Source organism: Anaerotignum lactatifermentans (assembly GCF_016902535.1).
Classification (GTDB): Bacteria; Bacillota; Clostridia; order Lachnospirales; family Anaerotignaceae; genus Anaerotignum; species Anaerotignum lactatifermentans_A.
In genome coordinates this window covers 25,720-51,924 of sequence record NZ_JACSNY010000010.1, presented here as the reverse complement: position 1 = coordinate 51,924, position 26,205 = coordinate 25,720, and the positions used below count along the sequence as shown (strand labels likewise).

Genomic DNA, 26,205 nt, shown 5'->3' with positions numbered 1-26,205 from the left:
TCACGCTTTCATCCCATTCAGCTGATAATTTTCATTGAACTTTTTATCCGTATTGCGGATAAGGCCCACAACAATGGCCGCCATCACCGCTACCGCGATCAGACCGGGCACAAAGCCTGTGCCCAAAGCGCCTGTTGTTGCCAGTGTACCAATCTGGTATACCAAAAACGCCACCGTATAGCCCGTTCCCAGCTGCAAAGCGATACCGCCGAACAGCCATTTTTTATTCTGCATTTCCGAGTTCATGGCGCCAATGGCCGCAAAGCAGGGCGGTGTAAACAGATTGAACATCAGGTATGCCAGCGCAGCCACTTTGGTCAGGCCCATGATCATGGCAACTTCGTTTCCGCCGCCTACCAGAGCCAATTCATCTGTATCAATCAGGTTCGTCATGCCGTAAACCACAGCCAGAGTACCTACAACATTTTCTTTGGCAATAAAGCCTGTGATGGCTGCCGCCGCCAGCTGCCATACGCCAAAGCCCAGAGGGATCAGCAGCAGGGCGAAGGGGGAAGCGATGGACGCCAGAATAGAGGTGCCCTCCATACCTTCCTCTACCACCTGGAACTGCCAGTTAAATGCCTGCATGATCTGTACCACCGTGTTGCACACCAAAATGATGGTGCCGGCTTTTACGATATAAGCCTTACCGCGGGACAGCATGGAAAGCACCGCTCTTTTTAAGCTGGGTACTTTATACTCCGGCAGTTCAATGATAAAGAAGGATTTTCTGAATTTATGACCAGTGATCTTGTTTACCAGCAAAGCGCCCAGGAAAATCAGGAATACGCCCACAAAATACATCATCGTGCCGATCCACGGCTGATCTGCGAAAAATGCGCCGGCAAACAAAGCAATGACAGGCAGCTTTGCGCCGCAGGGCATAAAAGGTGTCAGCATGGCCGTCGCTCTGCGTTCTCTCTCGTTACGAATGGTACGGCTTGCCATAATACCGGGAATGGCACATCCTGTACCAATGACCATAGGAATCACAGATTTCCCGGAAAGTCCTACTCTTTTGAAAATGGGGTCCAAAACTACGGTTGCTCTTGCCATATATCCGCAGTCCTCCAGCAAGGCAATGAGGAAGTACATGACCATAACCAGAGGCAGGAAGCCCACTACGGCGCCTACACCGCCGATGATGCCATCTACCAGCAATGCCTGCAGGAAAGGAGATGCGTTTTCCACCTGTCCGCCGACCCATTCCTGGAAGGTTTCGATCCATGCCACCAGCCAGTCTGCCAGCCATGTACCGACAGTTGTCTGGGAAATATAGAACACAGCAAACATCACCGCCGCAAACAACGGGATGCCGATAAATTTATTGGTCAGTATGGCGTCAATCCTGTCATGCTGATTCTGCTCTTTAGACAGAACCACTCTGTTCTCTACTTCCTTTACAATCTGATTGACAAAAGCAAACCGCTTTCTGTCCGCCTCTTCTACTGCCGCTTTGTTATGAAGATCCACACCGTTCTGGACATAAGGCGCTTCCTGCCCTTTGCCCTTCAGAGAAGCCGCTGTTTTCACCACTTCCTTCAGTCCCTGATCTCCGGCCGATGTGGAAACCGTTTTAATAACAGGACACCCCAGCTTCCGGGACAGCGCCGCTGTGTCGATTTCTGTCTTTCTCTTTTCATTCAGGTCGCTTTTGTTCAGGGCTACCACCACAGGAATCCCCAATTCCAGCAGCTGTGTGGTGAAAAATAAACTTCTGCTCAAATTGGTAGCGTCCACAATGTTAATGATGGCGTCTGGATTTTCATGCTTTACATAGCCGCTGGTGATGCTTTCCTCCGATGTAAAAGGAGACATGGAATATGCCCCGGGCAGGTCCACGGCAATCAATTCCTCCGGCCCGTCATAATATCCTTTTTTGATAGGGCTTTCCTTACGTTCTACCGTAACGCCCGCCCAGTTGCCGACACGCTCATTCCGGCCTGTCAGCGCGTTGTACATCGTCGTTTTTCCGCTGTTGGGATTCCCCGTTAACGCGATTCTCATAGTATACCCTCCTAACATAATTATGTTAGCAATAGCTAACTAAAATCCTTAAAAAATAGTGATGTTTCATCACTATTTATATTGAAATAGCCTTCGCTAATTCAGTATCCATGTTATATCTGGCGTCTTTGATGGAAACAATGCAGCCGCCTTTTAAGTGGGAAATCACCGTAATGGGTTCCCCGCTGTAGCAGCCCAAAGAAAAAAGGAACGCATTCATTTCCTCATCCTCTGTCACAATGTCCTTGATGATATATTCTACGCCGATTTCCGCTTCTAATAATGTCATCTCATTCTCCCATACTGTTTTCTTTGCTTTTCTAATGCTTACATAAGTTAGCTTTGCTTAACTTCCCTTAGAGTTTAATACACGGAAGGAAATTTGTCAATTAGTTTTTGCTAACTTTTTTGAAATATTTTCCATGATCTCCTTCCTGATTGCTTTTGCGCTGTATCTGTTGGATTCTCAGCATTTTCACGCTGCTCAAAAAAACTTGTTCTTCTTTCAGAGGCAAATGTCAATGTCACACAATACAAGCCCCTTCCCATACTGCCGCTTTTCCGCCATTTTCATTGGTTCTGACAAAATCTTTCTGTGCGCAGATCCAAAAACTCCCGTTCCGTTCGTCGTTTTCAAAGTTACACCTCCATATTTCCGGTAATAAAAACAAATCACATCTTGATTTTCCCGTTTTTCTTGTGAGAAACGGCAGTCCGTTCTTTTTCATTTCCTGTTTCCGCTTTCTGCCGCTTTCTTTTTTCACAAAATCAACGTCTAATTTTCATCGTTTTATCAGAAACATTCATCCGCACACAGCGGACATCTCTCTTCTTGCCGAAAAAAACTATTTGACACTGGAAAAGACGTATGCTATGATAGGCAAAACCGTTGAGGAAGAGTGAGTAGGCTGTATCCCTTTTTCCACAGAGAGCCGCGGATGGTGAGAGCGCGGTGGAAAATATATTGCCGAATGGACTTCTGAGGGCAAGCGGAAACGAAAGGATTCGGAGTATGCGAGACGGAGTATGACCCTTCGTAACAAAAGGTCTGCATATGTTTGTATGCGCAAAGTGGGCGTATGTTACTACGTCAAGCCGGGTGGCACCGCAGGAAGAAGAATTGATCCTGTCCCAGCAAAGATACCAATATGGATCTGGGACGGGATTTTTTTATTGCCTGTCCCAAAGAAAGAAAGGAGACAGAATAATGAAAAAAGAAAACATCCCCTACAAAATCTATCTGGAAGAAAACGAGATGCCAAAAGCATGGTACAATCTGCGGGCCGACATGAAAAACAAACCCGCGCCTCTGCTGAACCCTGCCACAAAAGAGCCTATGACGGCGGAAGAGCTTTCCGTAGTCTTTTGTAAAGATCTGGTGGATCAGGAACTGGACAACGATACCGCTTTTTTTGAGATTCCCGAAGAAATTCAGGATTTCTACAAAATGTTCCGTCCTTCCCCGCTGATCCGGGCTTACCGTCTGGAGGAAAAGCTCCAGACTCCCGCGAAAATCTACTATAAATTCGAAGGAAACAACACCAGCGGCAGCCATAAGCTCAATTCCGCCATCGCACAGGCCTATTATGCCAAGAAACAGGGCCTGAAAGGCGTTACCACAGAAACCGGCGCCGGCCAGTGGGGTACAGCCCTTTCCATGGCCTGCTCCTATTTCGATCTGGACTGCAAGGTCTACATGGTAAAGGTATCCTACGAACAGAAACCCTTCCGCCGTGAGGTCATGCGTACCTATGGCGCTTCTGTTACACCGTCTCCCTCCACGGAAACGGCCGTAGGCAGAAAGATTCTGGAGGAACACCCCGGCACCGGCGGCAGTCTGGGCTGCGCCATCTCCGAGGCCGTGGAAAAAGCCCTTTCCTCTGATGGCTACCGTTATGTGCTGGGCAGTGTGTTAAATCAGGTTATGCTGCACCAGTCCATCATCGGTCTGGAAACAAAGGCCGCTCTGGATAAATACAACATCCATCCCGACATCATCATCGGCTGTGCCGGCGGCGGCTCTAATCTGGGCGGTCTGATCGCTCCCTTCATGGGTGAAAAGCTCCGTGGCGAAGCGGATTACCGTATCATCGCCGTGGAACCGGCCTCCTGCCCCAGCCTGACGCGCGGCGTATTTGCTTACGACTACTGCGATACGGGTATGGTTTGCCCTCTGGCAAAAATGTATACTCTGGGCAGCGACTTTATCCCCGCACCCAACCACGCCGGCGGTCTGCGCTACCATGGCATGAGCTCCATTCTTTCCCAGCTGTACCATGATGGCTATATGGAAGCCGTTTCCGTACCCCAGACCACCGTATTCCAGTCCGCGGAACAGTTTGCCAGAATAGAAGGCATCCTGCCCGCGCCCGAAAGCAGCCACGCCATCCATGTGGCCATAGAGGAAGCCCTGAAATGCAAAGAAACCGGCGAGGAAAAAACCATTGTTTTTGGTCTGACCGGCACCGGCTACTTTGACATGGTGGCCTATGAAAAATTCCATAACGGCCAGATGAGTGACTATATCCCTTCTGACGAAGAATTGCAGCAGTACTTCAATAAACTGCCTAAAATCTGATCCAATACAAAGGCCCGCCGATGTAATTCGGCGGGCCTTCGCTTATTTTATAGGATAATCATATTCTTTTTTGCGGATTCAGCCCAAAACAGTTCCCTCCGGGAACGCCATGCGGAATACTCTGCGTACCACAGGACCCGCCACCAGCAGCTGAAAGGGCAGTGCCATGACAAAGTTTACCGGCAGATTTTTCAGCCAGAGGAAAAACAGGCTGTTCCATGCCCCGGTTCTGACACAGACCTCCAATGCCCCATAGAGAGACATGAACAGTACCATAAATACTACCATGCAGCCGGAAATAGAAATCACCTTTCTCAAAACACTGCTGTCCGGCTTTACCAGATACCGAAAAGTAATTCCTTTGGCGATCCGGGAAACCAGAAACAGATCCAGACACATAGCGCAGATATAAGCCAGTGGAAATCCCATCCAGCCGGAACGCAGGGCTTCCATGTTCCATCCGTTGTGCAGCACCGCATGGTACATACTCATCCAGATCACCATACAGAAGCACATCAGTACTGTGTAGATCAAACTCTCTCTTTTGTTTTTGGGCATAAAATTTTTCCTCCTTAAACATTCTCATTTTTCCTATTCCAAGCAGCAAAAAAAGCAGTAGAAATCGCCTGCCTCCTTGCGACCTCCACTGCTCGTGTACATCTCATTCGCCATTGCTGCTTTCCGCATTTATTATTGTAACGGAAAAATCCCGGCTGTGTAAGTGTTTTTTTCATTTCGTCCCTTTGTATAGTTTTCACAGAATTTCAGGCCTTTTCCTGCGCCGAATCACCAAAGGAACGCCGCTTTTTCCGCCGGCTCCTTCAGGAAAACATAGGTCTCCTCGTCGGAACGCTCCGGCGCAAAACGAAACCCCAGTCCGGAAAAGGCCTGACACTGCTCTGCCGTTTTCGCTTCTTGCTCCGCCAGAAAACGCACCATTTCTCCTCGGGCCATTTTGCACAGCGTCCCCTTCTCTACAATCCGCCCCGCTTTTTCCTCGCCAAACACACAGGTCACCATGCGTTTTCCTTCCGGCAAATGCCGGGAAATACATTGGCTGTACTCCTTAGACGCCAGATTCAGCACCTCATCTGTTTGGGCCGTCAGCTTTTCCGCCAGACGCGCGCCCCAAAAATCATAGAGATTCTTTGCTCCGTCCAATGCCAGCCGGGCGCCCATCTCCAGACGATAGGGCGTCACGCCGTCCAAAGGCCGCAGCAGTCCGTAAAACCCGGATAATATCCGCAGATGCTCCTGTACATAGTCAAACTGCCTTTGGGTAAAGACGCCGGGGCCCATGTGCTGGTACTGTATGCCCTCATAGGAAAGTATAGCAGGCGTCAGACCCTGCCGCAGATCCATATGTTCCAGACGTTCCCGGTTCAGCGCCGCAATCTGATCGCTGCACTTCCACAGCTTTTTCAACGCCGCCCCATCCATTTCCCGCAGCCGCTCCAGTATCCGCTCCGTTTGGGGCAAAAATGCAGGCAGTTCTTTCCACTGCAAAGAATCCATATCCACATTCATTTTTTTCGCCGGAGAAATGATAATCCTCATGCCTGACCGCCTTCCGCCAGATAAGCCAGAATATCCTCCGCATTGGTATCCGGTTTTACCTTGGGCATTACCTTTTCAATGATACCTTCCTCATTGATGAGATAGGTTGTCCGCACTACCCCCATGCTTACCTTGCCGTAGAGCTTTTTCTCCTGCCATACGCCATAGGCCTGAATGGCTGTCAGTTCCGGGTCAGACAGCAGCACAAAAGGCAGTTCATGCTTCTGGGCAAATTTCAGATGAGAAGCCACGGAATCCTTGCTGATGCCAATGACCACCACATTTTTCTCCTGAAATTCCGGATAGGTCCGGGCAAAGGCACAGGCCTGTCTTGTGCACCCCGGTGTGTTGTCTCGGGGGTAAAAATACAGTACCACCTTTTTCCCCAGAAAATCCGACAGACGGACTTCTGTCCCGTTTTTATCCAACAATGTAAAATCCGGCGCTTTTGTTCCAACTTCCAACATCTGTATCTCTCCTTTTCTCTTATCTTTTAGCGGCGGAAAAATCTGCCGCTTCCTTGATCCAACTCAATAACTCCTCGTCGATTTCCTCCGTACATCCCACCATGACATGATGGGTCCAGCGGTTGGGATACGGCTCCACGACGGCGTCGATTCGGTCGGAGGCCAGACGGCAGGCCAACCCAAAGGTCACCGTCAGCCAGACCGGCGGACGCTCCTTCGCCTTGCGCACCGGCAAAAATGATACCGCAGCAAACCCCCGCCGGTTGGAAAAGCTGATCTGTGTTTTGGATACCTTAATCCGCACCTCCGGCACTCTGACACGGATCTCCTCCTCCAGCCGTTCATAGATGGGCAGCACGTCCATATGCTCTCGAAAAAAGTAATAGATTTCTTCCTCCATGGCTGTCCCTCCTTTTTCTTGCCGTTACCTTTATCTTAACAGCAATGACTTCTTGTGGCAAATGAAGATTTTCCCGCAAAAGACTTTGCTCCCCGCAGGAACTTTTTTGCTGAAAACAGGCGCGGGATATGGTACAATAGGCGTATATTTTTATAGAAAGAAAGGAATTTCTCGTATGATTAACGTGCTTTTTATTTGCCACGGCAATATTTGTCGTTCCCCAATGGCCGAATTTCTCATGAAATCCATGGTAGCCCAGGCGGGGCTTTCCGACAAGATCCATATTGCCTCTGCCGCCACTACCACGGAGGAAATCGGCAATCCCGTCCATTGGGGCACCGTCCGAAAGCTGGCGGAATACCATATTTCCACCGCCGGGAAAACCGCCCGGCAGGTCACAAAACAGGATTATGCCCAATATGACTACATCATCTGCATGGAAAAGCAGAATCTGCGGGAAATCCGGCGTATTCTGCCCAACGATCCCGAAGGCAAGATCTGCTGTCTGCTGGATTTTTCCAGCCATCCCCGGGATATTGCGGACCCCTGGTATACTGGAAATTTCGATGTGACCTATGACGATATTCTGGAGGGCTGCACCGCTCTGCTGGCCCATCTTACTGAAAAGCTCTCCTGAAAACAGTTTCAGGCGTGAATCCTCTCCATGAGAGGACTCACGCCTGTTTTTCTTACTTCTGTATTTAGCGGATAAAGTTAGTGCGAATTTTCTCTTCGGACTGCGGACGATCCACGCCGGCCGCTTTTCCGGCAGCGATACATTTCATAAGCCAGGCCATATTTCTGCCCAGCATCCGCATGGTCTGCATCCCTTCCAGATCCTGTCTTACCTCATCCGGCGTATTGCCATGCACCATATTCCAGTAATTGGAGGTTACAATCGGCATCCCCTTGATGGCAAAGTACTTATTGATCTCGTCAAAGGTAGCCGTAGAGCCCGCACGGCGGCAGCTGACCACCGCTGCGCCGACCTTTCCTTCAAAATTACCGCAGCTGAATACTCTGTCCATAAAGGAAATCAAAGCACCGGCCGCGGAGGCGAAATGCACTGGACCGCCAAAGACAAAGCCGTCTGCCAGCTCCGCCTTTTCCATGAACTTATTGACGCAGTCATCCCGGAAACAGCGGCCTGTCTTTTTGCAGGCGCCGCAGCCAAGACACCCTGCCACGGGATCATTTCCTACCCAGAAAATTTCTGTTTCCACACCGTTTTCTTCCAGCGCCTTTGCCACTTCCTGCAGCGCCGCATCCGTACAGCCATGGGCGTGGGGACCGCCGTTTACCAATAATACCTTCATAAAAACTCCTCCTTTTTCTCTTCTTTTATGTTCTTTCTCCGTCTAAGCCTTTAGACAAAGATCTCTCCCTGTAAGTACAGCACTGCGGAACCGCTAATCATAACACGGTCTGTCCCGTTGGTGCAGTACAGAACGCCGCCCCGTTTGGACAGCTGCTCCGCACGCATTTCTGTTTTGCCCAGACGCTCTGCCCAGAAAGGAATCAGACTGCTGTGCGCGGAACCGGTCACAGGGTCTTCATTGACCTTCAGCTTGGGGAAGAAGCAGCGGGAAACAAAATCGCAGTGTTGGCCTTTGGCCGTTACTACACAGCCCAGGCCATCCTCCAGATGGAGTACCTTCTCAAAATCAGGGGCTACCTTCCGTACGGCCTCCTCATTTTCCAGTTCCAGGATCAGGTCTCTGGAAAGATACGCGCCCTGAATCTTTGCGCCGCCCAGAGCCTCTGTGATTTCCGCTTTGATTTCCATTTTTTCCGGCATCCGGCTGGGAAAATCCATTTCAAACAGTTCCCCTTTTTTCACTACGGTCAAAACACCGCTCAATGTGGAAAATTCCATTTTCTCCACATCCTGATCCACAAAATTCGCCACAACATAGGCGGTTCCCAGTGTAGCATGGCCGCAAAGGTCAATCTCGCCGCCGGGCGTAAACCATTTCAGATCATACTGCCCCTTCTCTCTTTTATATACAAAGGCCGTTTCCGACAGATTGTTCTCAATGGCGATCTGCTGCATCAAGTCCGCGTCCATCGGCTGCTCCAGCACACAAACACCAGCAGGATTCCCGCCGAAAACCTTTTCCGCAAAAGCGTCTACCACATAATATTTCATGAAAAAACCTCCTTTGCCTTGTGATTCTTTTGAATTTTTCCTATAATGTAATTATATTAGGCAAAATAATACAATGCAATATAATAATTGTATGCAATACAATTTTGAAAGGACGGTGTTTTTTATGCCTGTCAATTCCTTTGCAGACTATCCAATGTCCTGGAAACCGGAAAAGGAGCGCTTAACCTCTCCCAAATATCGTTCTCTTGCCCAGCTTTTGACAGAGGACATTCTCTCCGGTACCCTGCCGCCCCATACAAAACTCCCGCCCCAGCGGGAATTGGCGGATTATCTTGATTTAAATCTCAGCACCATCACACGCGCCTTCCAGCTTTGCACCAGTCAGGGACTGCTTTACGGCATTACCGGGAAAGGTACCTTCGTTTCTCCCAACGCCGCCGCTACCATGGCGCTGGCAGACGAAAAGGAAGAAGCCTCCTATATTGAAATGGGCATCATCAAGCCCCTGGACCACTTCAATTCCTACACAAAAGAAGCCATGAAAACCGTTTTAAACCGGGAAGGCACCAATCTTCTGGATTACAGCTATCCCATGGGAACGCCTTACCAGAAGGCCGCCGCCCAAAAATGGCTTTCACAATTTTCGATGAATCCTCCTTCCTCGCTCATTGCCATTACCGCCGGCGCGCAGAACGCCCTGGCCATCGTACTGATTTCCCTGTTCCGGGCGGGGGACAAAATCGCGACGGATTTTTATACCTATTCCAATTTTATGGAACTGGCCAATATGCTTCAGATCCGTCTGGTTCCGGTTGCGGGGGACGAGAAAGGCATCCTTCCGGACGCTTTGGACGCACAATGCAGATTACAGCATATAGCCGGGCTTTATGTTATACCCGCTTTCCACAATCCTACTGGCCATAGTATGGATGAACAGCGGAGAAAGGACCTGGCCGCCATAATACAAAAACACCAGCTGACTGTGATCGAGGATGATATTTACGTCTTTTTGCAGGAAACGCCCGCCACACCAATGGCCGCCCTTGCGCCGGAACAAACCTGCTATATCAGCAGTCTTTCCAAAGCCATTTGTTCCGGTCTCAGAGTTGCCTATATCACCTATCCGGAGCGTTTTTCCTCTCATATTCGAAGAGGGATCTTTAACATCAACGTCAAAGTTCCTTCTCTGAACAGCGAAACTGCCGGAGAACTGATTTTCAGCGGCGCGGCGGAAAGCATCATAAAGCAAAAACGGGAGGAGGCCAAGCTTCGCCGCGAGATCTGCCATCGTTTTTTCCCGGCGGAACCAGTGGAAAACATGGGATTTTCTTTTTGGGTCCCTCTTCCGGAATGTTTTTACAAGATTGATTTCGAGCAGTTAGCAATAAAGAACGGCATCCATATCTGCCATTCCAAACGCTTTTCCGTTGGACAGGAGGACCCCCGGCAGTTCCTGCGGGTATCTCTTTCCTCTCCGGAGACGCCTGCGCAGTTAGAGCAAGGACTTTCTATCCTGCATAAGCTTTTTACAAAAGAAACCGCAAATCAGGATTTTCTCATTTGATCTTTTAAAAAGGACACCTTTTCCGGCTTTCTCCTGAAAAAGGTGTCCTTTCTGTCTTTCAAAAATTCTGTTTTCTTTTGCCTCCGCAAACGCGCTTTATGCCGTCACCGCCGGGTTCACGTGAACCATACAATGCTTTACCTCCGGGAAATTGGTTTCAATGGCGTGATGGACCTCCTCCGCGATGGCATGGGCCGCCGTCAGGGAAAGATTCCCGTCCGCGGCGATCTCCACATCCACATAAGCCTTGGCGCCAAACTGTCTGGTCTGGATGCTGTCAATGCCCAAAACGCCTTTCTGCGCGCTGACTACCTCTTTCATCCGTTCCATGGTCTCTGTATCACAGGCCGTATCCATCATTTTATCCATGGCATCCTTGAAAATATCGTAGGAGGCCTTGATGATGAACAGACAGATAATCACGCTGGCAATGGGGTCACAGACAGGATATCCCAGCATAGCGCCGCCAATACCAATCAAACTGCCTACGGAAGACAGAGCGTCGGAACGATGGTGCCATGCATCCGCCATCATGGCTCCGGAATTGACTTTCTTTGCCGCCCGTTTTGTATAGTGGTACATGCCTTCCTTTACCACAATAGAGATCACAGCGGCAATCAGCGCCAGCTTTCCGGGAATCTCCAGCGCTGCTCCGCTCCGGCCCAGAATCTTCTCAATGCCGCTCCAGCCGATAAAAACACCGGTCACACAAAGTACCATGGCCAGCAGCACCGCCGCCACGCACTCGATTCTCTCGTGACCATAGGGATGATTTTCGTCCGAATCCTTGGCGGACAGCTTATACCCTACCATAACGATAATGGTGCTGAATACATCCGAAGCGGAATGGATACCGTCAGAGATCATCGCACCGGATGCCGCCAGAAATCCCGCCGCTACCTTAAACACCGACAGCACCAGATTCACAATCATGCTGTTGGTAGAGACCCGCATGACGATCTTTTCATTTTCCGAAACTACTCTTTCCTTTGCCATAGGACAAACCTCCTACTCTATTTTTTTCATCTTCTGTGATTTTATACAAAAAAAGACACCCGCAGAACCGAAATAAAACCGTCCCACAGATGTCATTTTGTCATCCGCTGCATAAATGCCCGACCACACGGAGAAACGCTCCGCTGTCTGCTCAGTTTGTACTGTATGTGCGGGAGCTTCTCCCGTATGCGCAGTGCAAATTATTTTTATGATTTTACCGTAAAGTATCCCGGTTTGTCAAGCATAACCTTTTTCGGTATTTTTTCTTTTTTCTGATAAAACAGCCGCCCTTCCCATAAAAAAGCAATATTGCCGGAATCCTTACAAAACGCAAGGAATTCCGGCAATTCTGTTTTGATTGGGATTGTCTTTTTATTTATCCTTATCGAAAAAGTCTCTGACCTTTTCACCAAAACTTTTCTTTTCTTCCTCCGACGCCGCTGTGGCCTCGGACTTGGCCGCCCCCGCCGGGGCATCACCATAAAACTGCCGCAGCAGGTCTTTTTGACGCTCGCTCAGATCCGTCGGGATCTTTACCTTCAGCGTCACGATCTGATTGCCCCGTACCTTGGGATTTCTCAGATTAGGCACACCCACGCCCCGCAGAGTTACTACGGTATCGGGCTGTGTGCCGGGCTTGATGGTATATTTCTGTTCGCCGTCAATGGTCTTGATGGTGATTTCTCCGCCCAGTGCCGCCTGTACAAAGGTGATGGGCACATCACAGTAAATATCAAAACCCTTGCGGACAAAAACACGGTTGGGCTGTACGTATACCGTTACCAGCAAATCGCCGTAGCCGCCGCCGTTTTCCCCGATCTCGCCTTTATTGGCCAGACGGATAGTCTGACCGTTGTCAATGCCCTTAGGCACATTGACTTCGTATTTCTTTGTCTTTTTGACTCTGCCGGTGCCTCTGCAAGTGGTGCATGGCTCCTTGACAATCTTGCCTGTACCGTGACAAGCGGAACAGGTACGCACGGACGTTACCGCGCCAAACATGGACTGCTGTACAAAACGCTCCTGACCGGTACCGCCGCACTTGGAGCAGCTTTCCGCATGGGTGCCAGGTTTCGCGCCGGTGCCACGACAGGTCTCACATTCGTCCAGAATCGCCACGGAAATCTCCTTAGTACAGCCAAAAACAGCCTCCTCAAAGGTCAGCTGGATATTTACGTTAATATCCCGACCGCGTCTGGGGCCGTTTCTTCTGGAAGAGCCGCCGCCGCCAAAACCGAACATGCTGCCAAAAATATCTCCCAGATCTCCCATATCAAAGCCTTCAAAGCCGCCGCCGTAAAATCCGCCGCCGCCCATGCCGCCCTGTTCAAAGGCCGCATGACCAAACTGGTCATACTGGGCACGTTTTTTGGCGTCACTAAGTACTTCGTAGGCTTCGTTGACTTCCTTGAATTTTTCTTCCGCTTCTTTATTTCCCGGGTTCTGGTCGGGGTGGTATTTTACCGCCATTTTACGGTATGCCTTTTTCAGTTCCGCCTCCGTTGCGTTTTTATTTACGCCCAAAACCTCATAATAATCTCTTTTTTCAGCCAACTTCCTCACCGCCTTCGTTCATAGAAAAGTATTTCAAACGGCAAAAGCAGGGGCGGTAAAAACCCGCCCTTGCCTTGCTTTCGTCCAACTTCTCTATTTTACAGTTCTTTGCCTTCGCCGTCAACTACATTCGGGTCGCCGCCGTTTGCCGCGTCGCCGCCCTGCGCTGCCTGTGCCTGCTGATACAGTTTTTCAGAGATCTTATAGAATTCCTGTGTCAGCGCTTCTGTTGCGGATTTTACATTGGCAACGTCTGCTTCTGTCATTGTTTCGGGCTGCATATCCTTTACTGTGTCTTTCAGTGTGTTCAGCGCGCCTTCTACTGCCGCTTTTTCGTCAGCACCCAGCTTGCCTTCCAGCTCGCCCAGTGTCTTTTCTGTCTGGAAGATCAGAGAGTCAGCTTCGTTCTTCGCGTCGATGGCTTCTTTTCTCTTCTTATCCTGTTCCGCGAACTGTTCCGCTTCTTTTACCGCTCTGTCGATTTCTTCCTCAGACAGGTTGGAGCCTGCTGTAATAGTGATATGCTGTTCCTTGCCGGTACCCAGATCCTTTGCGGATACGTTTACGATACCGTTAGCGTCAATATCAAAGGATACTTCAATCTGAGGCACGCCGCGTCTTGCGGGAGCAATACCGTCCAGTTTGAACTGACCCAGTGTCTTGTTGTCTCTTGCCAGAGGTCTTTCGCCCTGTACTACGTGGATGTCTACAGCTGTCTGGTTATCTTCCGCTGTGGAGAAGATCTGTTTCTTGTTGGTAGGGATCGTGGTGTTTCTGTCGATCAGCTTTGTTGCTACGCCGCCCAGTGTTTCGATCCCCAGAGACAGAGGTGTTACGTCCAGCAGCAAAACACTGCCCGCACCTGCGTCGCCAGCCAGTTTGCCGCCCTGGATCGCTGCGCCGACAGCTACACATTCATCGGGGTTGATGCCCTTGAAGGGTTCTTTGCCTGTATATTTCTTTACTGCTTCCTGTACAGCGGGGATTCTTGTGGAACCGCCTACCAGCAGTACTTTGTTGATGTCGCCTGCGGACAAACCAGCGTCTGCCAGTGCCTGACGAACGGGGCCCATGGTAGCGTCTACCAGATCTGCGGTCAGTTCGTCAAATTTCGCTCTGGTCAGTGTGATGTCCAGATGTTTGGGGCCGTCCTGATTCATGGTAATGAAAGGCAGGTTGATATTGGTGGAAGTTACGGTAGACAGCTCTTTCTTTGCTTTTTCCGCAGCTTCTTTCAATCTCTGCATTGCCATTTTATCTTTGGACAGGTCCATGCCTTCTGCCTTCTTGAATTCCGCTACCAGATAGTCGATCACTCTCTGGTCGAAGTCGTCGCCGCCCAGACGGGTATTGCCGTTGGTGGACAGAACTTCGATAACGCCATCGCCGATTTCAATGATGGATACGTCGAAAGTACCGCCGCCCAGGTCGTATACCATGATCTTCTGTTCGCCTTCATTGTCCAGACCATATGCCAGTGCCGCAGATGTGGGTTCGTTGATGATACGTTTTACATCCAGACCAGCGATACGGCCGGCATCCTTTGTTGCCTGACGCTGTGCGTCATTGAAGTAAGCGGGTACTGTGATCACCGCTTCGGAAACGGTCTCGCCCAGATAGCTTTCCGCGTCTGCTTTCAGTTTCTGCAGTACCATAGCGGAAATTTCCTGAGGAGAGTAGGATTTGCCTTCGATGTTTACTTTATAGTTTTCGCCCATATGACGTTTGATGGAGCTGATGGTGTTGTCGGGGTTCGTGATGGCCTGACGTTTTGCTGTCTCACCGATCAGTCTTTCGCCGTTTTTGGCAAAGCCAACTACGGAAGGAGTAGTTCTTGCGCCGTCGCTGTTTACGATAACTACGGGCTGGCCACCTTCCATTACTGCTACACAAGAGTTTGTTGTACCTAAGTCAATACCAATAATTTTGCTCATAATCTATTTCCTCCTAATTTATCTTCTCATCCTGTTTAGTTTGCCACCTTCACCATACTGTGACGGATGACTTTATCTTTATATTTATACCCTTTCAGCATTTCCAAGACCACTTCGTTTTCTCCGTAGGCCTCGTCATCCTCATGGGCCACAGCCGCATGGAAATTGGGGTCGAACTTTTCGCCCACTGCTTTGATCTCCTCTACGCCCATGCCATGCAGAATTTCTTGGAACTGCTTCAGAGTCATTTGCACACCTTTGAAGAAAGCGTCCTCCGCGTCCTTTCCTTCCTGTGCCGCCACGGCACGCTCCAGATTGTCCACAACGGAAAGCAGCTTTTCCACAGTGTCTCTGACACCGTCATCATACATGCTTGCCTTTTCCTTGGACGTTCTCTTTCTGAAATTATCAAATTCCGCCAGACATCTCTGGTATTTATCCAGATGGTCTGCCGCCAGCTGCTCCAATTCCGCGATCTTCGCTTCCTTTTCGTCAACGACCTCGCCATCCGCAGCTTCTGCCATATCTTCCTGCCGGATTTCCTCCTGCAAGGATTCTTCCTGCAGAGTTTCTTCGTTCAAATTCTTTTCTTCCACATCTGCTCCTCTTTTCTCTAAGTTTTTTTATTGCCGTCGGCAAGGTTTTTCAACACTTTCTCAATATTGCTCACCATTCCGTTCAATACGGAAACCACCTGGGAATAATCCATTCGGGTAGGCCCCACAATACCGATGGTGCCTCTGGTATTGTCCCCCATTTTATAGGTTGCCGTAATCACGGAACAATCCTTCATGCTCTGTACCTGGTTCTCACTGCCGATAAGAATCTGCATATCGTCTGATTTCCCGCTTTCCAGCAGGGTCACCAGCACATCCTTTTCCTCCAGCGTCTGGAACAGGGATTTCGCTTTCTGAATATCGGAAAATTCCGGACAGGCCAGAATATTGTTGGTGCCGCTCATATGCAGGTGTACTTTTTCCGCCGCCCGCATGGTCTTTTCAATGGCCTTAAGGATATGGGGCAGGATACCGCTGTACTCTGCCAGTTCTCTTTGTAGCCGCCGCACCACATTGGCGTCGATATCCGCGATGGTATATCCCTGTAACACATGATTCAGATACATCCCCATCCGCAGAATCACTTCCTCATTGGGCACAGACCCCATTTTGATGACATGGTTCTTGATGAAATTGTCCTCTGTGGCAATAACCAGCAGTATGGACCCTTCATCCAACGGCAGCAGACGGATCTGCTTAATCCTTGTGGTCTGGCTCACCGGTTCCGAAATGATGGTGGTGTAATTGGTCAGCAGGGAAAGGGCCTTTGCCATTTCCTCCAGCAAATAATCAATCTGTCCCACATTTCGGTTCACGACGTTTTGCAGGTACTGTTCCTCTTCCGGGGAAAGTTCTTTTTTCTGCATCAGGTGGTCCACATAGAGCCGATAGCCCAGATCTGAAGGGATTCGGCCGGAAGAAGCATGGGGCTGAATGATGAAGCCCATTTCCTCCAGATCACTCATCTCATTGCGGATGGTGGCGGAACTGATGCCCAGGTTATATTTCTTTGCGATAGTTCTGGAACCGACAGGCTCCGCCGTTTCGATATAATCATTGATGATCGCCTGCAAAATCTGTATTTTTCTGTCATTCAACGACATAGCCTTCGCCTCCTTTTTGATTTGTTAGCACTCGCTTCAATCGAGTGCTAACTCATATACATAAGATAGCACTTGCCACCGGCAATGTCAAGTGCTAATTGAAAAAAATTCAGATGTTTTTCATGGGTTTGCGGGAAGGAAACGCCTCCTGTCTCAAGTCCGGCTTCCGCCCTCCTCCGGCAGGAATTCTACGAAAACATGATTACTCACATCAACGCCTCTTTGTGTCAGACGCAGCCATCCCTCCGCCTCTTCCAGCAGATCTTCCGCCTTCAGCCGGACAATGGCGGGGCCATAGACCGCCTCCACCGTCTTTCCGAACCGCCGCAGAAACCGCTCTTTCTCAATGCCCTTTGTCATCCGCAGGCCCAGAAACATAAACTCGCTCATTTCTTCTTCCTGCGGAATTTTCTCCATCTCCTCCCGCAGGTCTTCCCCGCGTTTCGCCTTCCTTATATATTCCTCCAGGGTGCCCGGATTATGGAACCGGCGGCCCTGCCAGTAAGAATGTGCGCCCATGCCAAACCCATGGTATTCCTCATCCAGCCAGTAAATTTTATTGTGACGGCTTTCCTTGCCCTCTTTGGCAAAATTCGAAATCTCATACTGGTGATAGCCGCCTTCCGTCAATTTTTTCTGGGTCATGGCATACATGGCCCGGTCCGTTTCCTCGTCCGTTTCCTGATAGACACCCTTCTCATACCAGTCATAAAAAGGCGTTCCTTCCTCTATAATCAAACTGTAAGCGGAAATATGCTCCAACCCCAGCCCAATGACCGCATCCAGCGTTTCCTCCCACTGCGCCAAAGTCTGCCCCGGCAGCGCAAACATCAGGTCCGCGTTGATATTATCAAAGCCGGCTCTTCTGGCGTTGTCCAGATTTTCCAGAAACTGCGCGCGGTCATGTATCCGGCCCAGCCGCAGCAGCAGCTCGTCCTGCCACGCCTGCAGCCCCATACTCAGCCGGTTAAATCCCATCTGCTTCAGCCGCCGGCAGACTGCTTCGTCCAGAGTCCCCGGATTGGCTTCTGTGGTGATCTCCGCCTCCGGCAGGATCTCATAGCAATCAAAAACCATACCCATGATCCGCTCCATCAGCTCCATAGGCAGTACCGTCGGTGTGCCGCCGCCTACAAATACACTTTTGATTCCATATCCCGCCAGCTCCGCCGCGCCTTTCTCCAGTTCCCGGCAAAGGGCGTCTGTATATTCCGCAAACAATTCCTCTTTCCCGGCAAAAGAGGGAAAATCGCAGTAGAAACACTTTTGCCTGCAAAAAGGGATATGAATGTAAAGACCCGCTTCTTTCATAAATATCCTCCCAAAATTCATTCTTCTGCTATGATACCACAGCCGGCCCCTTCTGCAAACAAAAACAAAACCGGATTCTTCCTCCGCCCTCAGAAAACAAAATCCGCCGGCCTCCTTATCACATAAAGAATTCCGGCGATACTTTGTTCAGACTTGTTTTTTTCCGAAAACAGCCGCGGTTCCCCTGCGGAAATCATGGAAAACCATGGTTTCCACAGAAGAACCGCTTCCTGCATCATACTTTTTTATGAAAAGGGGGAATACCATTTATATCAAAGGCTTACGCCTGTATTTCTTCTTTCTTCATACAGCTTCCACAGCTGTATTTTGCCTTACAGATGGTCTGGGTCATAGTGCCCATAGGGCAGTATACGCACCAGGAACGTGGTTTAAACAACATCATGGTCACCAGTCCCAATACAGTGGACGTTAGCATCACACTGTAAAATCCAAAGGCGAACTGCGCCACCCAGGGCGATACGGCCATACCGTGGTATGCCCAGTTCCATGGAAGCCGGAAGGTCCACAGCAGTGTCACCACTTCCTTCAGAGAATTGGTTCCCTGAAACACCAGATAGGTATTGAACAGCATCTGGAAAAACATAATGAAAAAGAAAATCAAAAATCCGTACCGGAACCATTTGCTCCGCAGAAATCCCGGAATATTCTTTTTTCTGGAAAGACGGAGCCTGTTTCCCAGAAGATCAAAGAGCTGTCCTCTGCCGCAGTAGCGGTTGCAGTAGAGTTTATCCCCTCCGGCCACAGCCAGAATCAGAGGGATAAAAAAGCACAGCAGCCCCATCCACGCGAAAAGAATATTGAAACAGCCCAAAATCAGATAGGCGGCGGAAACAATCCATAAATAGTCATACCATTTTTTCTTTTTCATGCGCCCACCTCTTTCATCCTGATAATAGAAGCCGGACAGGCCTTTTCACATCTGCCGCAGCCAACACATTTTGCCTCGTCTACCTTTGCCCAGATTCCTTTCCAAACGGCCACCGCTCCAATGGGGCAGGCCTTGGCACAGGCCCCGCAGGCCACACAGCTTTTTTGATTTACTTCCGCTTTTCTTCTTCCCGCCATAATGTTTTCCTCCTTCACCGCTTTTCTTCTCTTGTAAAGGAGTATACTATGCTTTTATGTCTTCCTTCCGTGACTGTGTCACATAGCAAAAGACAGCCCGTCACTTTGCCGGGAAAAGCAAAAATCGCCGGTATCCTTTGTATTGCAAGGATACCGACGATTTCTTTTTCATTCAGAATGGTTTTGTTGTTTAATCCCGTCTCCAGATAGAAGGAGAAAACAGCATAATCATAGGGAAGATCTCCAGACGGCCAAACAGCATGTCCAAACTCAGCACCAGCTTGGCGAAACCGGAGAAAAATCCGAAGTTCTCTACCGGACCGACCATGGAAAGACCAGGCCCTACATTCCCCAGCGCCGTAATGACCGCCGTAATCGACGTCACAAAGTCATAGTTATCCAAAGACACCAGAATAAAGGAGCCAAACAACAGCAGGATATAGGTGATAAAATATCCTGTGGTGCCCTGTATGGTTTCTTCATTCAGTTTCTGCCCTTCCAGCTTGATGATATTGACCGCTCTGGGATGGACGATATGGCGCACCTCCCGCAGGCATAATTTTAACAAAATGATAAAGCGGGAAATTTTAATACCGCCGCCGGTGGAACCGCCGCAGGCCCCCAGCATCGTCAGTACAATCAGTATGGTCTTGGAAAGCTCCGGCCAGTACTCATAGTTGGCCGTAATAAAGCCAGTGGTACTGGTAACGGTAGCCACCTGGAATACGGAATGGCGGAAGGCGCTTTCCAGCGTCGGATACAAATGATAAATGTTGGCTGTGATGACCAATGTGGAAAATCCCACAATAATCAGATAATACCGCAGTTCCTCATTTTTAAATACCGCCTTGAAATCCCGAATCAGCAGAAGGTAAAACAAGTTGAAGTTGATACTGAACAGCAGCATAAAGACCGTGATGACATATTCAAAATACGGACTGTCATAGGCGGCGATACTGCTGTTTTTCACGGAAAAGCCGCCGGTTCCCGCCGTAGATACGGCATGAGCCACACTGTCAAAAAGCGGCATCCCGCCCGCGAAAAGGAAAATCGCCTCAATGATCGTCAGCGCGATATAGATGCCGTAAAGGATTTTCGCCGTGGATTTGATCTTTGGCACCAGCTTGCTGACCACAGGCCCCGGCGCCTCCGCCTTCATCAAATGCATGGAACGCTCGTCAGCCAAAGGCATAATGGCAAGGACAAAGACCAGAATCCCCATACCGCCGATCCAGTGTGTAAAACTGCGCCAGAACAAAATGCTGCTGGGCAGACTTTCCACCTCCGAAAGTATGGTAGCGCCGGTGGTAGTAAAGCCGGAGACCGTCTCAAACCAGCAGTTCATCAGCCCTTCGATGGCGCCGCTGAAATAAAAGGGCAGCGCCCCAAAAAAGGACATAACAACCCAGCTGAGGGCAACTACAACAAAACCCTCTCTGCCGTAGATTCTCCTGTTTTTTGGCACCTTCCACTTCATGAAAGTGCCCAGCACCACCAGCAGCGCGATGGTCAGCAAAAACGCCTTCAGTTCCCCGATCTCGGCGAAATAAACCGCCATCAGTGCGGAAATCCCCATCAGCGCGCCTTCCACCTGCATAATATTGCCTAATATATAGGCCATCATTCTATAATTCATTACAATACCCTACCCTGTTTCTGAAAAAACATTATTTCAAAATTTCCATCAGATCGCCCAAAGGCTTGCCGCTGGTAACGACGATTACATGGTCCCCTACCTGAATGACATCGTTACCGCCGGGAATGATGATCTTCCCCTGACGGATAATGGTCGCCAAAAGCAGATTTTTCTTGATCTTCAGATCCTTCAGCGGAATACCTACCACATCGGAAGGCTCCCAGACCTTAAATTCCACAGCCTCCACCTGATCGTTGATAAGGCGGTGCAGCGTCTCCACGTTGCTGCTGCCGACAGAGTTCTGCATGGCCCGGACATACCGCACAATATTGTTCGCGGCGATGGTCTTGGGAGAAATAAAGCTGTCGATATCCATATGATCGAAAATCTCATGGAAGGAGATCTTATTGACCTTTGCCACTACCTTTGGCACCTTCTTCGCTTTGGCGTAAAGACCCACTACAATATTCTCCTCGTCCATGCCCGTCAATGTAACCAGTGCGTCGGTCTTTTCCAGACCTTCCTCCTGCAGCACCTCCCGGTCTGTGCCGTCGGCATGGATGATGACGGCCTCCGGCAGCATCTCGCTCAGATATTCGCAGCGTTCCAGATCCATCTCTATGATCTTGACTCTTGCCCGAATGGCAACCAGCTCCTTCGCCAGATAATAAGCCAGCCTGCCGCCGCCGATAATCATAACGGAACGCACCCTGTTGCGGAACAGCCCCAGAATACGGAAAAATTTCTCAATTTCGATATGCTCTGCCGTAATATTGATCTTGTCCCCTGCATGCAGTACAAAATCACCGGAAGGAATCGTCACTTCCTCCTCCCGCTGCACGGCGCAGACCAGAATCTTCACCTGAAATTCTTTATAAATGGCCCAAAGGGGCATCCCTGCCAGCACACTGTTCTCCGGGATTTTCAGTTCTACCAGTTCTACCCGCCCTCTGGCAAAGGGCTCGATCTTCAGGGCCGAAGGGAAACGCAGCAGACGGGAAACCTCCTGGGCCGCCGCCGATTCCGGATTAACCGCCATACTCAGCCCCAGTTCCTCCTTCAGCAGATTCATCTGGGCATAATACTCCGGATTTCTTACCCGGGCAATGGTATGTCTGGCCCCCAGCTTCTTTCCCAGCAGACAGCATAATAAATTCACTTCGTCAGCAGAGGTCGCCGCGATCAGCAGATCCGAATCCGGCACCCCAGCCTCCTGCTGCATGGTTACGGTACAGCCGTTCCCTTCCAGACAGATAACGTCCATGGTATTGCCGGAGCCTGCCAACGCTCTGGGATTGCTGTCGATGACAATGATGTCATGTCCTTCCGTGGAAAGCTGTTTTGCGATGGTGCTCCCCACTTTACCGTCCCCAACGATTACTATTTTCATAATTTCCTCCTTGCGCGCAGAGTGCGCCGCACCTGCCGCCGTTCTCATTTCCAAAAAAACTCAATCGAAATTATATTATCATTATGTCCACGGAAATACAATAGCGCAAGCCGTTAAAAATCCATACTTTCCGGGAAAAAGCAAAAAAATCTCCCCCTCTTGTCCCAAGGACGTCAAGGGGGAGTCTTTTTCCCGCTTCAAAGGCCGGTGCCGCCGGAAAAAGTCATTCTTTTTCCTGCTTTGGCAGCAGTGTGTACCATATGGAGCCGGAAATACATACAGAGGAATATGCCCCTGCCAATATGCCGATCATCATGGGCAGGGCAAATTCCTTGATGGACTGCACGCCCAGAACATAAATGGCGCCTACGGTAAACAAAGTTGTCAAAGATGTATTGATAGAACGCGCCAATGTCTGGCTGACGCTTTTATCGATCTTTTCCGCCGTCTGATTTTTGCGGAATTTATCCTTATTTTCCCGGATTCGGTCAAAAATAACGATAGTAGAGTTAATGGAATACCCCAGTATGGTCAGAAGCACTACAATAAACGTATTGTTGACCGGGATACGAAAGACAGCATAGGCCGTCAATACCACCAGAATATCATGGAACAAAGCGATAATGGCGCTGGCGCCTGCCCGCACGTCCCTAAACCGCAGGGAAATATAGATCAGCATGGCGATCCCGGCGATCAATGTGGCCTTGATGGCCGCTGTCTGCATTTCGCTGCTGACAGTAGCGCTTACGTCGGAAATTTCTCCCGCCTGTGCCTGGGGATATACCTCCTGAATCGCCGCCATCAGCTGCTGCCTTGTATCGCTGTCAATGGACTGCATTTTTACAGCCACCTCGTTGCTGCCCAGCACCTGCTGAATCTGCGGGCTGCTCTGGCCTGTAACCTCCTCAATGATCTGGCGCAGTTCTTCCTGGTCACATTCCTGCCCCATGTCGATCTCCATGGAGGTACCGCCGGTAAATTCCACGTCATAACGGAAGGCGCCGTTGCCTGCCGTAGACTGTACGATCATCGCCGCAATGCCAATACAGATTACCAGTATGGAAACGGCGAAAAATTTCCTTCTGTTTTCTATGATCTTCATTTTTCCCGCCTCCTTACTTCGTCCGCAAGCCGTAAAGCTTGGGGTTATATATGCCGCTGTACATAAAACCGTTGACCAGAATCCGGGTAATGCAAAGGGCCGTAAACATGGAAATGATAATGCCCATCATCAGCGTTGTGGCAAATCCCTTGACTGTGCCGGAACCAAATACAAACAGCACTACTGCCGCGATCAGCGTTGTGATATTGCCGTCCAGAATGGCGGGCAGGGCTCTGGAAAAACCATTCTTTACGGAAACCCGCAGTGTTTTTCCTTCCACCAGTTCCTCTTTGATACGCTCAAAGATGACTACATTGGCGTCTACGGCCATACCAATGGACAAAATAATACCGGCAATCCCCGGCAGTGTCAGCGTGATGCCAAAAGCGCTCAGCAGTACCATTTCCAAACCGATATATACCACCAGGGCAATATCCGCCGCCAGTCCCAGCAGCTTGTACACCACCAGCATAAACAGCAGTACCAGAGCGATACCTACCATGCCGGCCATTACACCGCTGTCCAGGGCGTCAGCCCCCAGTCTTGCGCCTACATTTTTCATATGGATTACATTCAGATTAAAGGGCAGAGATCCAGCACGGATCAAAGAAGCCAGTTCTTCCGCGGATTCCCCGGTAAAGTTGCCCGTAATGATGGCATTGCCGTCGGTAATCTCTGTGGATACCATAGGGCTGCTGATGATCTCGTCATCCATTACGATCTGAATGGTCTTGCCGATATTGGCTTTTGTGGCTTCCGCGAAAAGCTGTTTGCCCTCATCGCTGAATTCCAGCGCCACATATGGCTCAGAAGGGCCGTTTTTGCTGGTAGCGCCTACCTGCTTTGTGGCATTGACTACCATGTCCCCTGTCAAAAGCACGTTGCCCGCTTCGTCCTTAAAGGCAAGCTGCGCGGTCTGCCCAATCTCCCGAATGGCCTCCTCCGCGTTTTCCACGCCGGGGATATCCACACGGATGCGGTTGCTGCCATCCTGCGCCACTTCCGCTTCTGTCCATCCATTCCAGTCCAAACGCCCTTGGATCAGAGAAACTGCCGCGTTCATTTCCTCCTGGGTCACATTTTCCTTGTCTGCTTCGTATACGATGTATACGCCGCCGCTCAGATCCAGCCCCTGCTTGATCTGGGCCGCGCTCCATTTGCCGTCGGCGCCGATTCCCCGCAGCGCCACAAAACTGAGACCTACGGCCAGCACCAGCATCAGGAACAGCATCAATCTGCCCTTCGATTTCATGTTCTTTTCCTCCTGATTTTCCGTTCGTCTGTTTGGCGAATCCTTTTTTCCGCAAAAGAAAGGCGGCTTTTCTCCTTTTGGAAGAAAAGCCTACCTTCATTTTCCGCTTCGAACAGTATAGCATAGTTTTATATGGATTGCAAAGAAATCTTAGCGGCCCCGGCTCATTTTTTTCTGTTCATGGCCAGAATACCGCCCGCGCCCCCGGCTGCCGCCGCGATCAAAAGGTGCATCCCCAAAGACAGCTGGAGCGTAAAATCTCCGCTGGCGGCAGACAATACAAAACAAAGAATCACCGCGTACACCGCACCGGCAGCCACGCCCCAGAGCAGCCCTCTTTTGTTCTGGCAGGAAGCCCAGTCAAAGCCCGCCACTGCCGCGGACAGGGCTGTGCAGACCAAAGCGATGACGGGGACTCTGCTTTCCGAAAGCTCCGTAAAGGTCAGCAGCATCCCGCAGCCGATAAAAACGATACAGGTAATGGCAAAAGCCACCGCCTGTGCCTTTATCATGCACAGTACTTTATTTTCTCCCCGTTCTTCCTTTTTCCCGCAGTCCTTTTTCTTCATGATATCCCCCCGTGCGAACCTTTTTTCTTTATTTTATGGGCCTTTTGGCCGGGATATGATATACTGGTCCTGCAAAGGAAGTGATTATTTTGGAAAAAACCATTGATCTGCATACCCATTCCTACTGCTCCGACGGCACCTTTTCTCCGGAGGGTCTGGTGATCCTGGCAAAAAAGCAGGGGCTTCGCGCCATTGCTCTGACAGACCACGATACCACCGATGGACTGACGCTGTTTCGGGAAGCAGGAGAAAAACACGGCATGGAAACCATTTGCGGCATTGAATTCGCCGCCCTCTGGGAACATCGCCACCAGCCGGAGATCCATATTGTGGGGCTGGGATTTTCACCGAATGCCCCCGCTCTCGCCTCGGCACTGACGGAAATCAAAGAAAGCCGGGATCGGCGGAACGAAAAAATGGCGGCCCAGCTGCGCGCCATCGGCCTGCCTGTTACACTGGAGGAAGTGGCGAAAAACGCCGGCGGACAAATCATTACCCGGGCCCATTTTGCCAATGTGCTTCTGCAAAAGCATCTGGTGCCTGACCGGGCTGCCGCTTTTTCCCGCTATCTTTCTCCCGGCTGCCCCGGTTATGTGGCACGGGAATTCCTTACGCCAAAGCTGTGCATCGACACCATCCACGCCGCAGGAGGTGTGGCTGTGCTGGCCCATCCTACCCTGTACGGACTGGAGGAAAACGGTCTGCGGGAACTTTGCCGGGAGCTCTGCGGCTTTGGTCTGGACGGCATCGAGTGCTTTTATTCCACCTATACCCCCGCCCAGACAAAACAGATCCTGCGTCTGGCAGAGGAATTTCATCTGCTGCCTTCCGGCGGCAGTGATTTCCACGGGGACAATAAACCGGATATCCAGCTGGGCAGAGGGAAAGGCAATCTTTCCATTCCCTACTCCCTGTGGGAGGCCCTGCGGGAAAAAACACAAAAAAACAAATAAAAACAAATAAAAACAGGAAGGCGTGCCCCCATTGAGGGGGCTTTGCCTTCCTGTTTTTCATAGTATTCTTCAAATCTAT

The 26,205-nt window shown here is 50.2% G+C and carries 25 protein-coding genes and 1 riboswitch; of the genes, 4 read left to right on the top strand and 21 right to left on the bottom strand.

The features are described from left to right. Together feoB and H9X84_RS08925 are read right to left on the bottom strand one after the other, a co-directional pair. Positions 1-2,007, bottom strand: a complete 2,007-nt coding sequence (gene feoB, locus H9X84_RS08930; RefSeq protein ID WP_205134011.1) for a ferrous iron transporter B — start codon at positions 2,005-2,007, stop codon at positions 1-3. A 76-nt stretch (positions 2,008-2,083) separates the two neighbouring features. Beyond that, positions 2,084-2,296 carry a FeoA family protein gene (locus tag H9X84_RS08925; protein ID WP_205134010.1) on the bottom strand — a complete coding sequence of 71 codons (213 nt, stop codon included), beginning with the start codon at positions 2,294-2,296 and terminating at the stop codon, positions 2,084-2,086. Positions 2,297-3,214: 918 nt separating this feature from the next. Between H9X84_RS08925 and H9X84_RS08920 the strand changes: the two genes are divergently transcribed. After that, the gene (locus tag H9X84_RS08920) at positions 3,215-4,585 is read left to right on the top strand and encodes a TrpB-like pyridoxal phosphate-dependent enzyme (protein WP_205134009.1); all 1,371 of its coding nucleotides are present in this window, start codon (positions 3,215-3,217) and stop codon (positions 4,583-4,585) included. A 78-nt stretch (positions 4,586-4,663) separates the two neighbouring features. On the opposite strand, the gene H9X84_RS08915 is transcribed toward H9X84_RS08920, so the two are convergent. From H9X84_RS08915 to H9X84_RS08900, 4 genes are all read right to left on the bottom strand, one after another. Continuing rightward, positions 4,664-5,143 carry a DUF2798 domain-containing protein gene (locus H9X84_RS08915; protein WP_205134008.1) on the bottom strand — a complete coding sequence of 160 codons (480 nt, stop codon included), beginning with the start codon at positions 5,141-5,143 and terminating at the stop codon, positions 4,664-4,666. 228 nt (positions 5,144-5,371) lie between these two features. Further along, positions 5,372-6,142: a peroxide stress protein YaaA gene (gene yaaA / locus H9X84_RS08910; protein ID WP_205134007.1), complete on the bottom strand. Its 771-nt coding sequence runs from the start codon at positions 6,140-6,142 to the stop codon at positions 5,372-5,374. Next, on the bottom strand, positions 6,139-6,609 hold the full coding sequence (gene bcp / locus H9X84_RS08905; RefSeq protein WP_205134006.1) for a thioredoxin-dependent thiol peroxidase: 471 nt from the start codon (positions 6,607-6,609) through the stop codon (positions 6,139-6,141). The genes yaaA and bcp overlap by 4 nt, the downstream gene beginning before the upstream one ends. A gap of 19 nt (positions 6,610-6,628) precedes the next feature. Continuing rightward, a complete protein-coding gene (locus H9X84_RS08900) occupies positions 6,629-7,009 on the bottom strand; it encodes a DUF5655 domain-containing protein (protein WP_205134005.1) in 381 nt (126 codons plus the stop codon). 175 nt (positions 7,010-7,184) lie between these two features. On the opposite strand from H9X84_RS08900, the gene H9X84_RS08895 reads away from it, so the two are divergent. Continuing rightward, the gene (locus tag H9X84_RS08895; protein WP_205134004.1) at positions 7,185-7,646 is read left to right on the top strand and encodes a low molecular weight protein-tyrosine-phosphatase; all 462 of its coding nucleotides are present in this window, start codon (positions 7,185-7,187) and stop codon (positions 7,644-7,646) included. Between the two features lie 64 nt (positions 7,647-7,710). On the opposite strand, the gene H9X84_RS08890 is transcribed toward H9X84_RS08895, so the two are convergent. Together H9X84_RS08890 and H9X84_RS08885 are read right to left on the bottom strand one after the other, a co-directional pair. Then, positions 7,711-8,325: a flavodoxin family protein gene (locus tag H9X84_RS08890; RefSeq protein ID WP_205134003.1), complete on the bottom strand. Its 615-nt coding sequence runs from the start codon at positions 8,323-8,325 to the stop codon at positions 7,711-7,713. Positions 8,326-8,375: 50 nt separating this feature from the next. Then, positions 8,376-9,158 carry a PhzF family phenazine biosynthesis protein gene (locus H9X84_RS08885; RefSeq protein ID WP_205134002.1) on the bottom strand — a complete coding sequence of 261 codons (783 nt, stop codon included), beginning with the start codon at positions 9,156-9,158 and terminating at the stop codon, positions 8,376-8,378. A gap of 154 nt (positions 9,159-9,312) precedes the next feature. Between H9X84_RS08885 and H9X84_RS08880 the strand changes: the two genes are divergently transcribed. After that, positions 9,313-10,683 (top strand): PLP-dependent aminotransferase family protein, encoded by a 1,371-nt coding sequence (locus tag H9X84_RS08880; protein WP_243423692.1) that lies wholly within the window; start codon positions 9,313-9,315, stop codon positions 10,681-10,683. A gap of 96 nt (positions 10,684-10,779) precedes the next feature. Here H9X84_RS08880 and H9X84_RS08875 read toward each other — a convergent pair whose 3' ends face one another. The 13 genes from H9X84_RS08875 to H9X84_RS08815 form a co-directional block, all read right to left on the bottom strand. Then, on the bottom strand, positions 10,780-11,679 hold the full coding sequence (locus H9X84_RS08875; protein ID WP_207750554.1) for a cation diffusion facilitator family transporter: 900 nt from the start codon (positions 11,677-11,679) through the stop codon (positions 10,780-10,782). A 76-nt stretch (positions 11,680-11,755) separates the two neighbouring features. Continuing rightward, positions 11,756-11,844, bottom strand: a riboswitch (NiCo riboswitch). 207 nt (positions 11,845-12,051) lie between these two features. Beyond that, complete coding sequence (dnaJ, locus tag H9X84_RS08870) at positions 12,052-13,233, bottom strand: molecular chaperone DnaJ (protein WP_205134000.1); 1,182 nt, start codon at positions 13,231-13,233, stop codon at positions 12,052-12,054. Between the two features lie 98 nt (positions 13,234-13,331). Continuing rightward, positions 13,332-15,167 carry a molecular chaperone DnaK gene (gene dnaK, locus H9X84_RS08865; protein ID WP_205133999.1) on the bottom strand — a complete coding sequence of 612 codons (1,836 nt, stop codon included), beginning with the start codon at positions 15,165-15,167 and terminating at the stop codon, positions 13,332-13,334. A gap of 35 nt (positions 15,168-15,202) precedes the next feature. After that, positions 15,203-15,763 (bottom strand): nucleotide exchange factor GrpE, encoded by a 561-nt coding sequence (gene grpE / locus H9X84_RS08860; protein ID WP_205133998.1) that lies wholly within the window; start codon positions 15,761-15,763, stop codon positions 15,203-15,205. A gap of 17 nt (positions 15,764-15,780) precedes the next feature. After that, positions 15,781-16,827, bottom strand: coding sequence for a heat-inducible transcriptional repressor HrcA (hrcA, locus tag H9X84_RS08855; RefSeq protein ID WP_205133997.1), 1,047 nt, complete (start codon positions 16,825-16,827; stop codon positions 15,781-15,783). Positions 16,828-16,980: 153 nt separating this feature from the next. Continuing rightward, complete coding sequence (gene hemW / locus H9X84_RS08850) at positions 16,981-18,138, bottom strand: radical SAM family heme chaperone HemW (RefSeq protein WP_205133996.1); 1,158 nt, start codon at positions 18,136-18,138, stop codon at positions 16,981-16,983. 280 nt (positions 18,139-18,418) lie between these two features. Further along, the gene (locus H9X84_RS08845; protein ID WP_205133995.1) at positions 18,419-19,027 is read right to left on the bottom strand and encodes a 4Fe-4S binding protein; all 609 of its coding nucleotides are present in this window, start codon (positions 19,025-19,027) and stop codon (positions 18,419-18,421) included. Further along, positions 19,024-19,242 carry a 4Fe-4S binding protein gene (locus tag H9X84_RS08840; protein WP_420314293.1) on the bottom strand — a complete coding sequence of 73 codons (219 nt, stop codon included), beginning with the start codon at positions 19,240-19,242 and terminating at the stop codon, positions 19,024-19,026. Before H9X84_RS08840 ends, H9X84_RS08845 begins: the two co-directional genes overlap by 4 nt. Before the next feature lie 172 nt (positions 19,243-19,414). After that, positions 19,415-20,860 (bottom strand): TrkH family potassium uptake protein, encoded by a 1,446-nt coding sequence (locus H9X84_RS08835; protein ID WP_205133993.1) that lies wholly within the window; start codon positions 20,858-20,860, stop codon positions 19,415-19,417. A gap of 31 nt (positions 20,861-20,891) precedes the next feature. Further along, positions 20,892-22,250, bottom strand: coding sequence for a Trk system potassium transporter TrkA (trkA, locus tag H9X84_RS08830; RefSeq protein WP_205133992.1), 1,359 nt, complete (start codon positions 22,248-22,250; stop codon positions 20,892-20,894). 223 nt (positions 22,251-22,473) lie between these two features. Continuing rightward, entirely contained in the window at positions 22,474-23,352 is an 879-nt protein-coding gene (secF, locus tag H9X84_RS08825; RefSeq protein WP_205133991.1) for a protein translocase subunit SecF, read from the bottom strand. A gap of 13 nt (positions 23,353-23,365) precedes the next feature. Then, entirely contained in the window at positions 23,366-24,604 is a 1,239-nt protein-coding gene (secD, locus tag H9X84_RS08820) for a protein translocase subunit SecD (protein ID WP_205133990.1), read from the bottom strand. 164 nt (positions 24,605-24,768) lie between these two features. Next, the gene (locus H9X84_RS08815) at positions 24,769-25,173 is read right to left on the bottom strand and encodes a TIGR04086 family membrane protein (protein WP_205133989.1); all 405 of its coding nucleotides are present in this window, start codon (positions 25,171-25,173) and stop codon (positions 24,769-24,771) included. An 89-nt stretch (positions 25,174-25,262) separates the two neighbouring features. Here H9X84_RS08815 and H9X84_RS08810 point away from each other — a divergent pair, with 89 nt between their 5' ends. Further along, positions 25,263-26,126, top strand: a complete 864-nt coding sequence (locus H9X84_RS08810) for a PHP domain-containing protein (RefSeq protein WP_205133988.1) — start codon at positions 25,263-25,265, stop codon at positions 26,124-26,126. Positions 26,127-26,205: the final 79 nt, after the last annotated feature.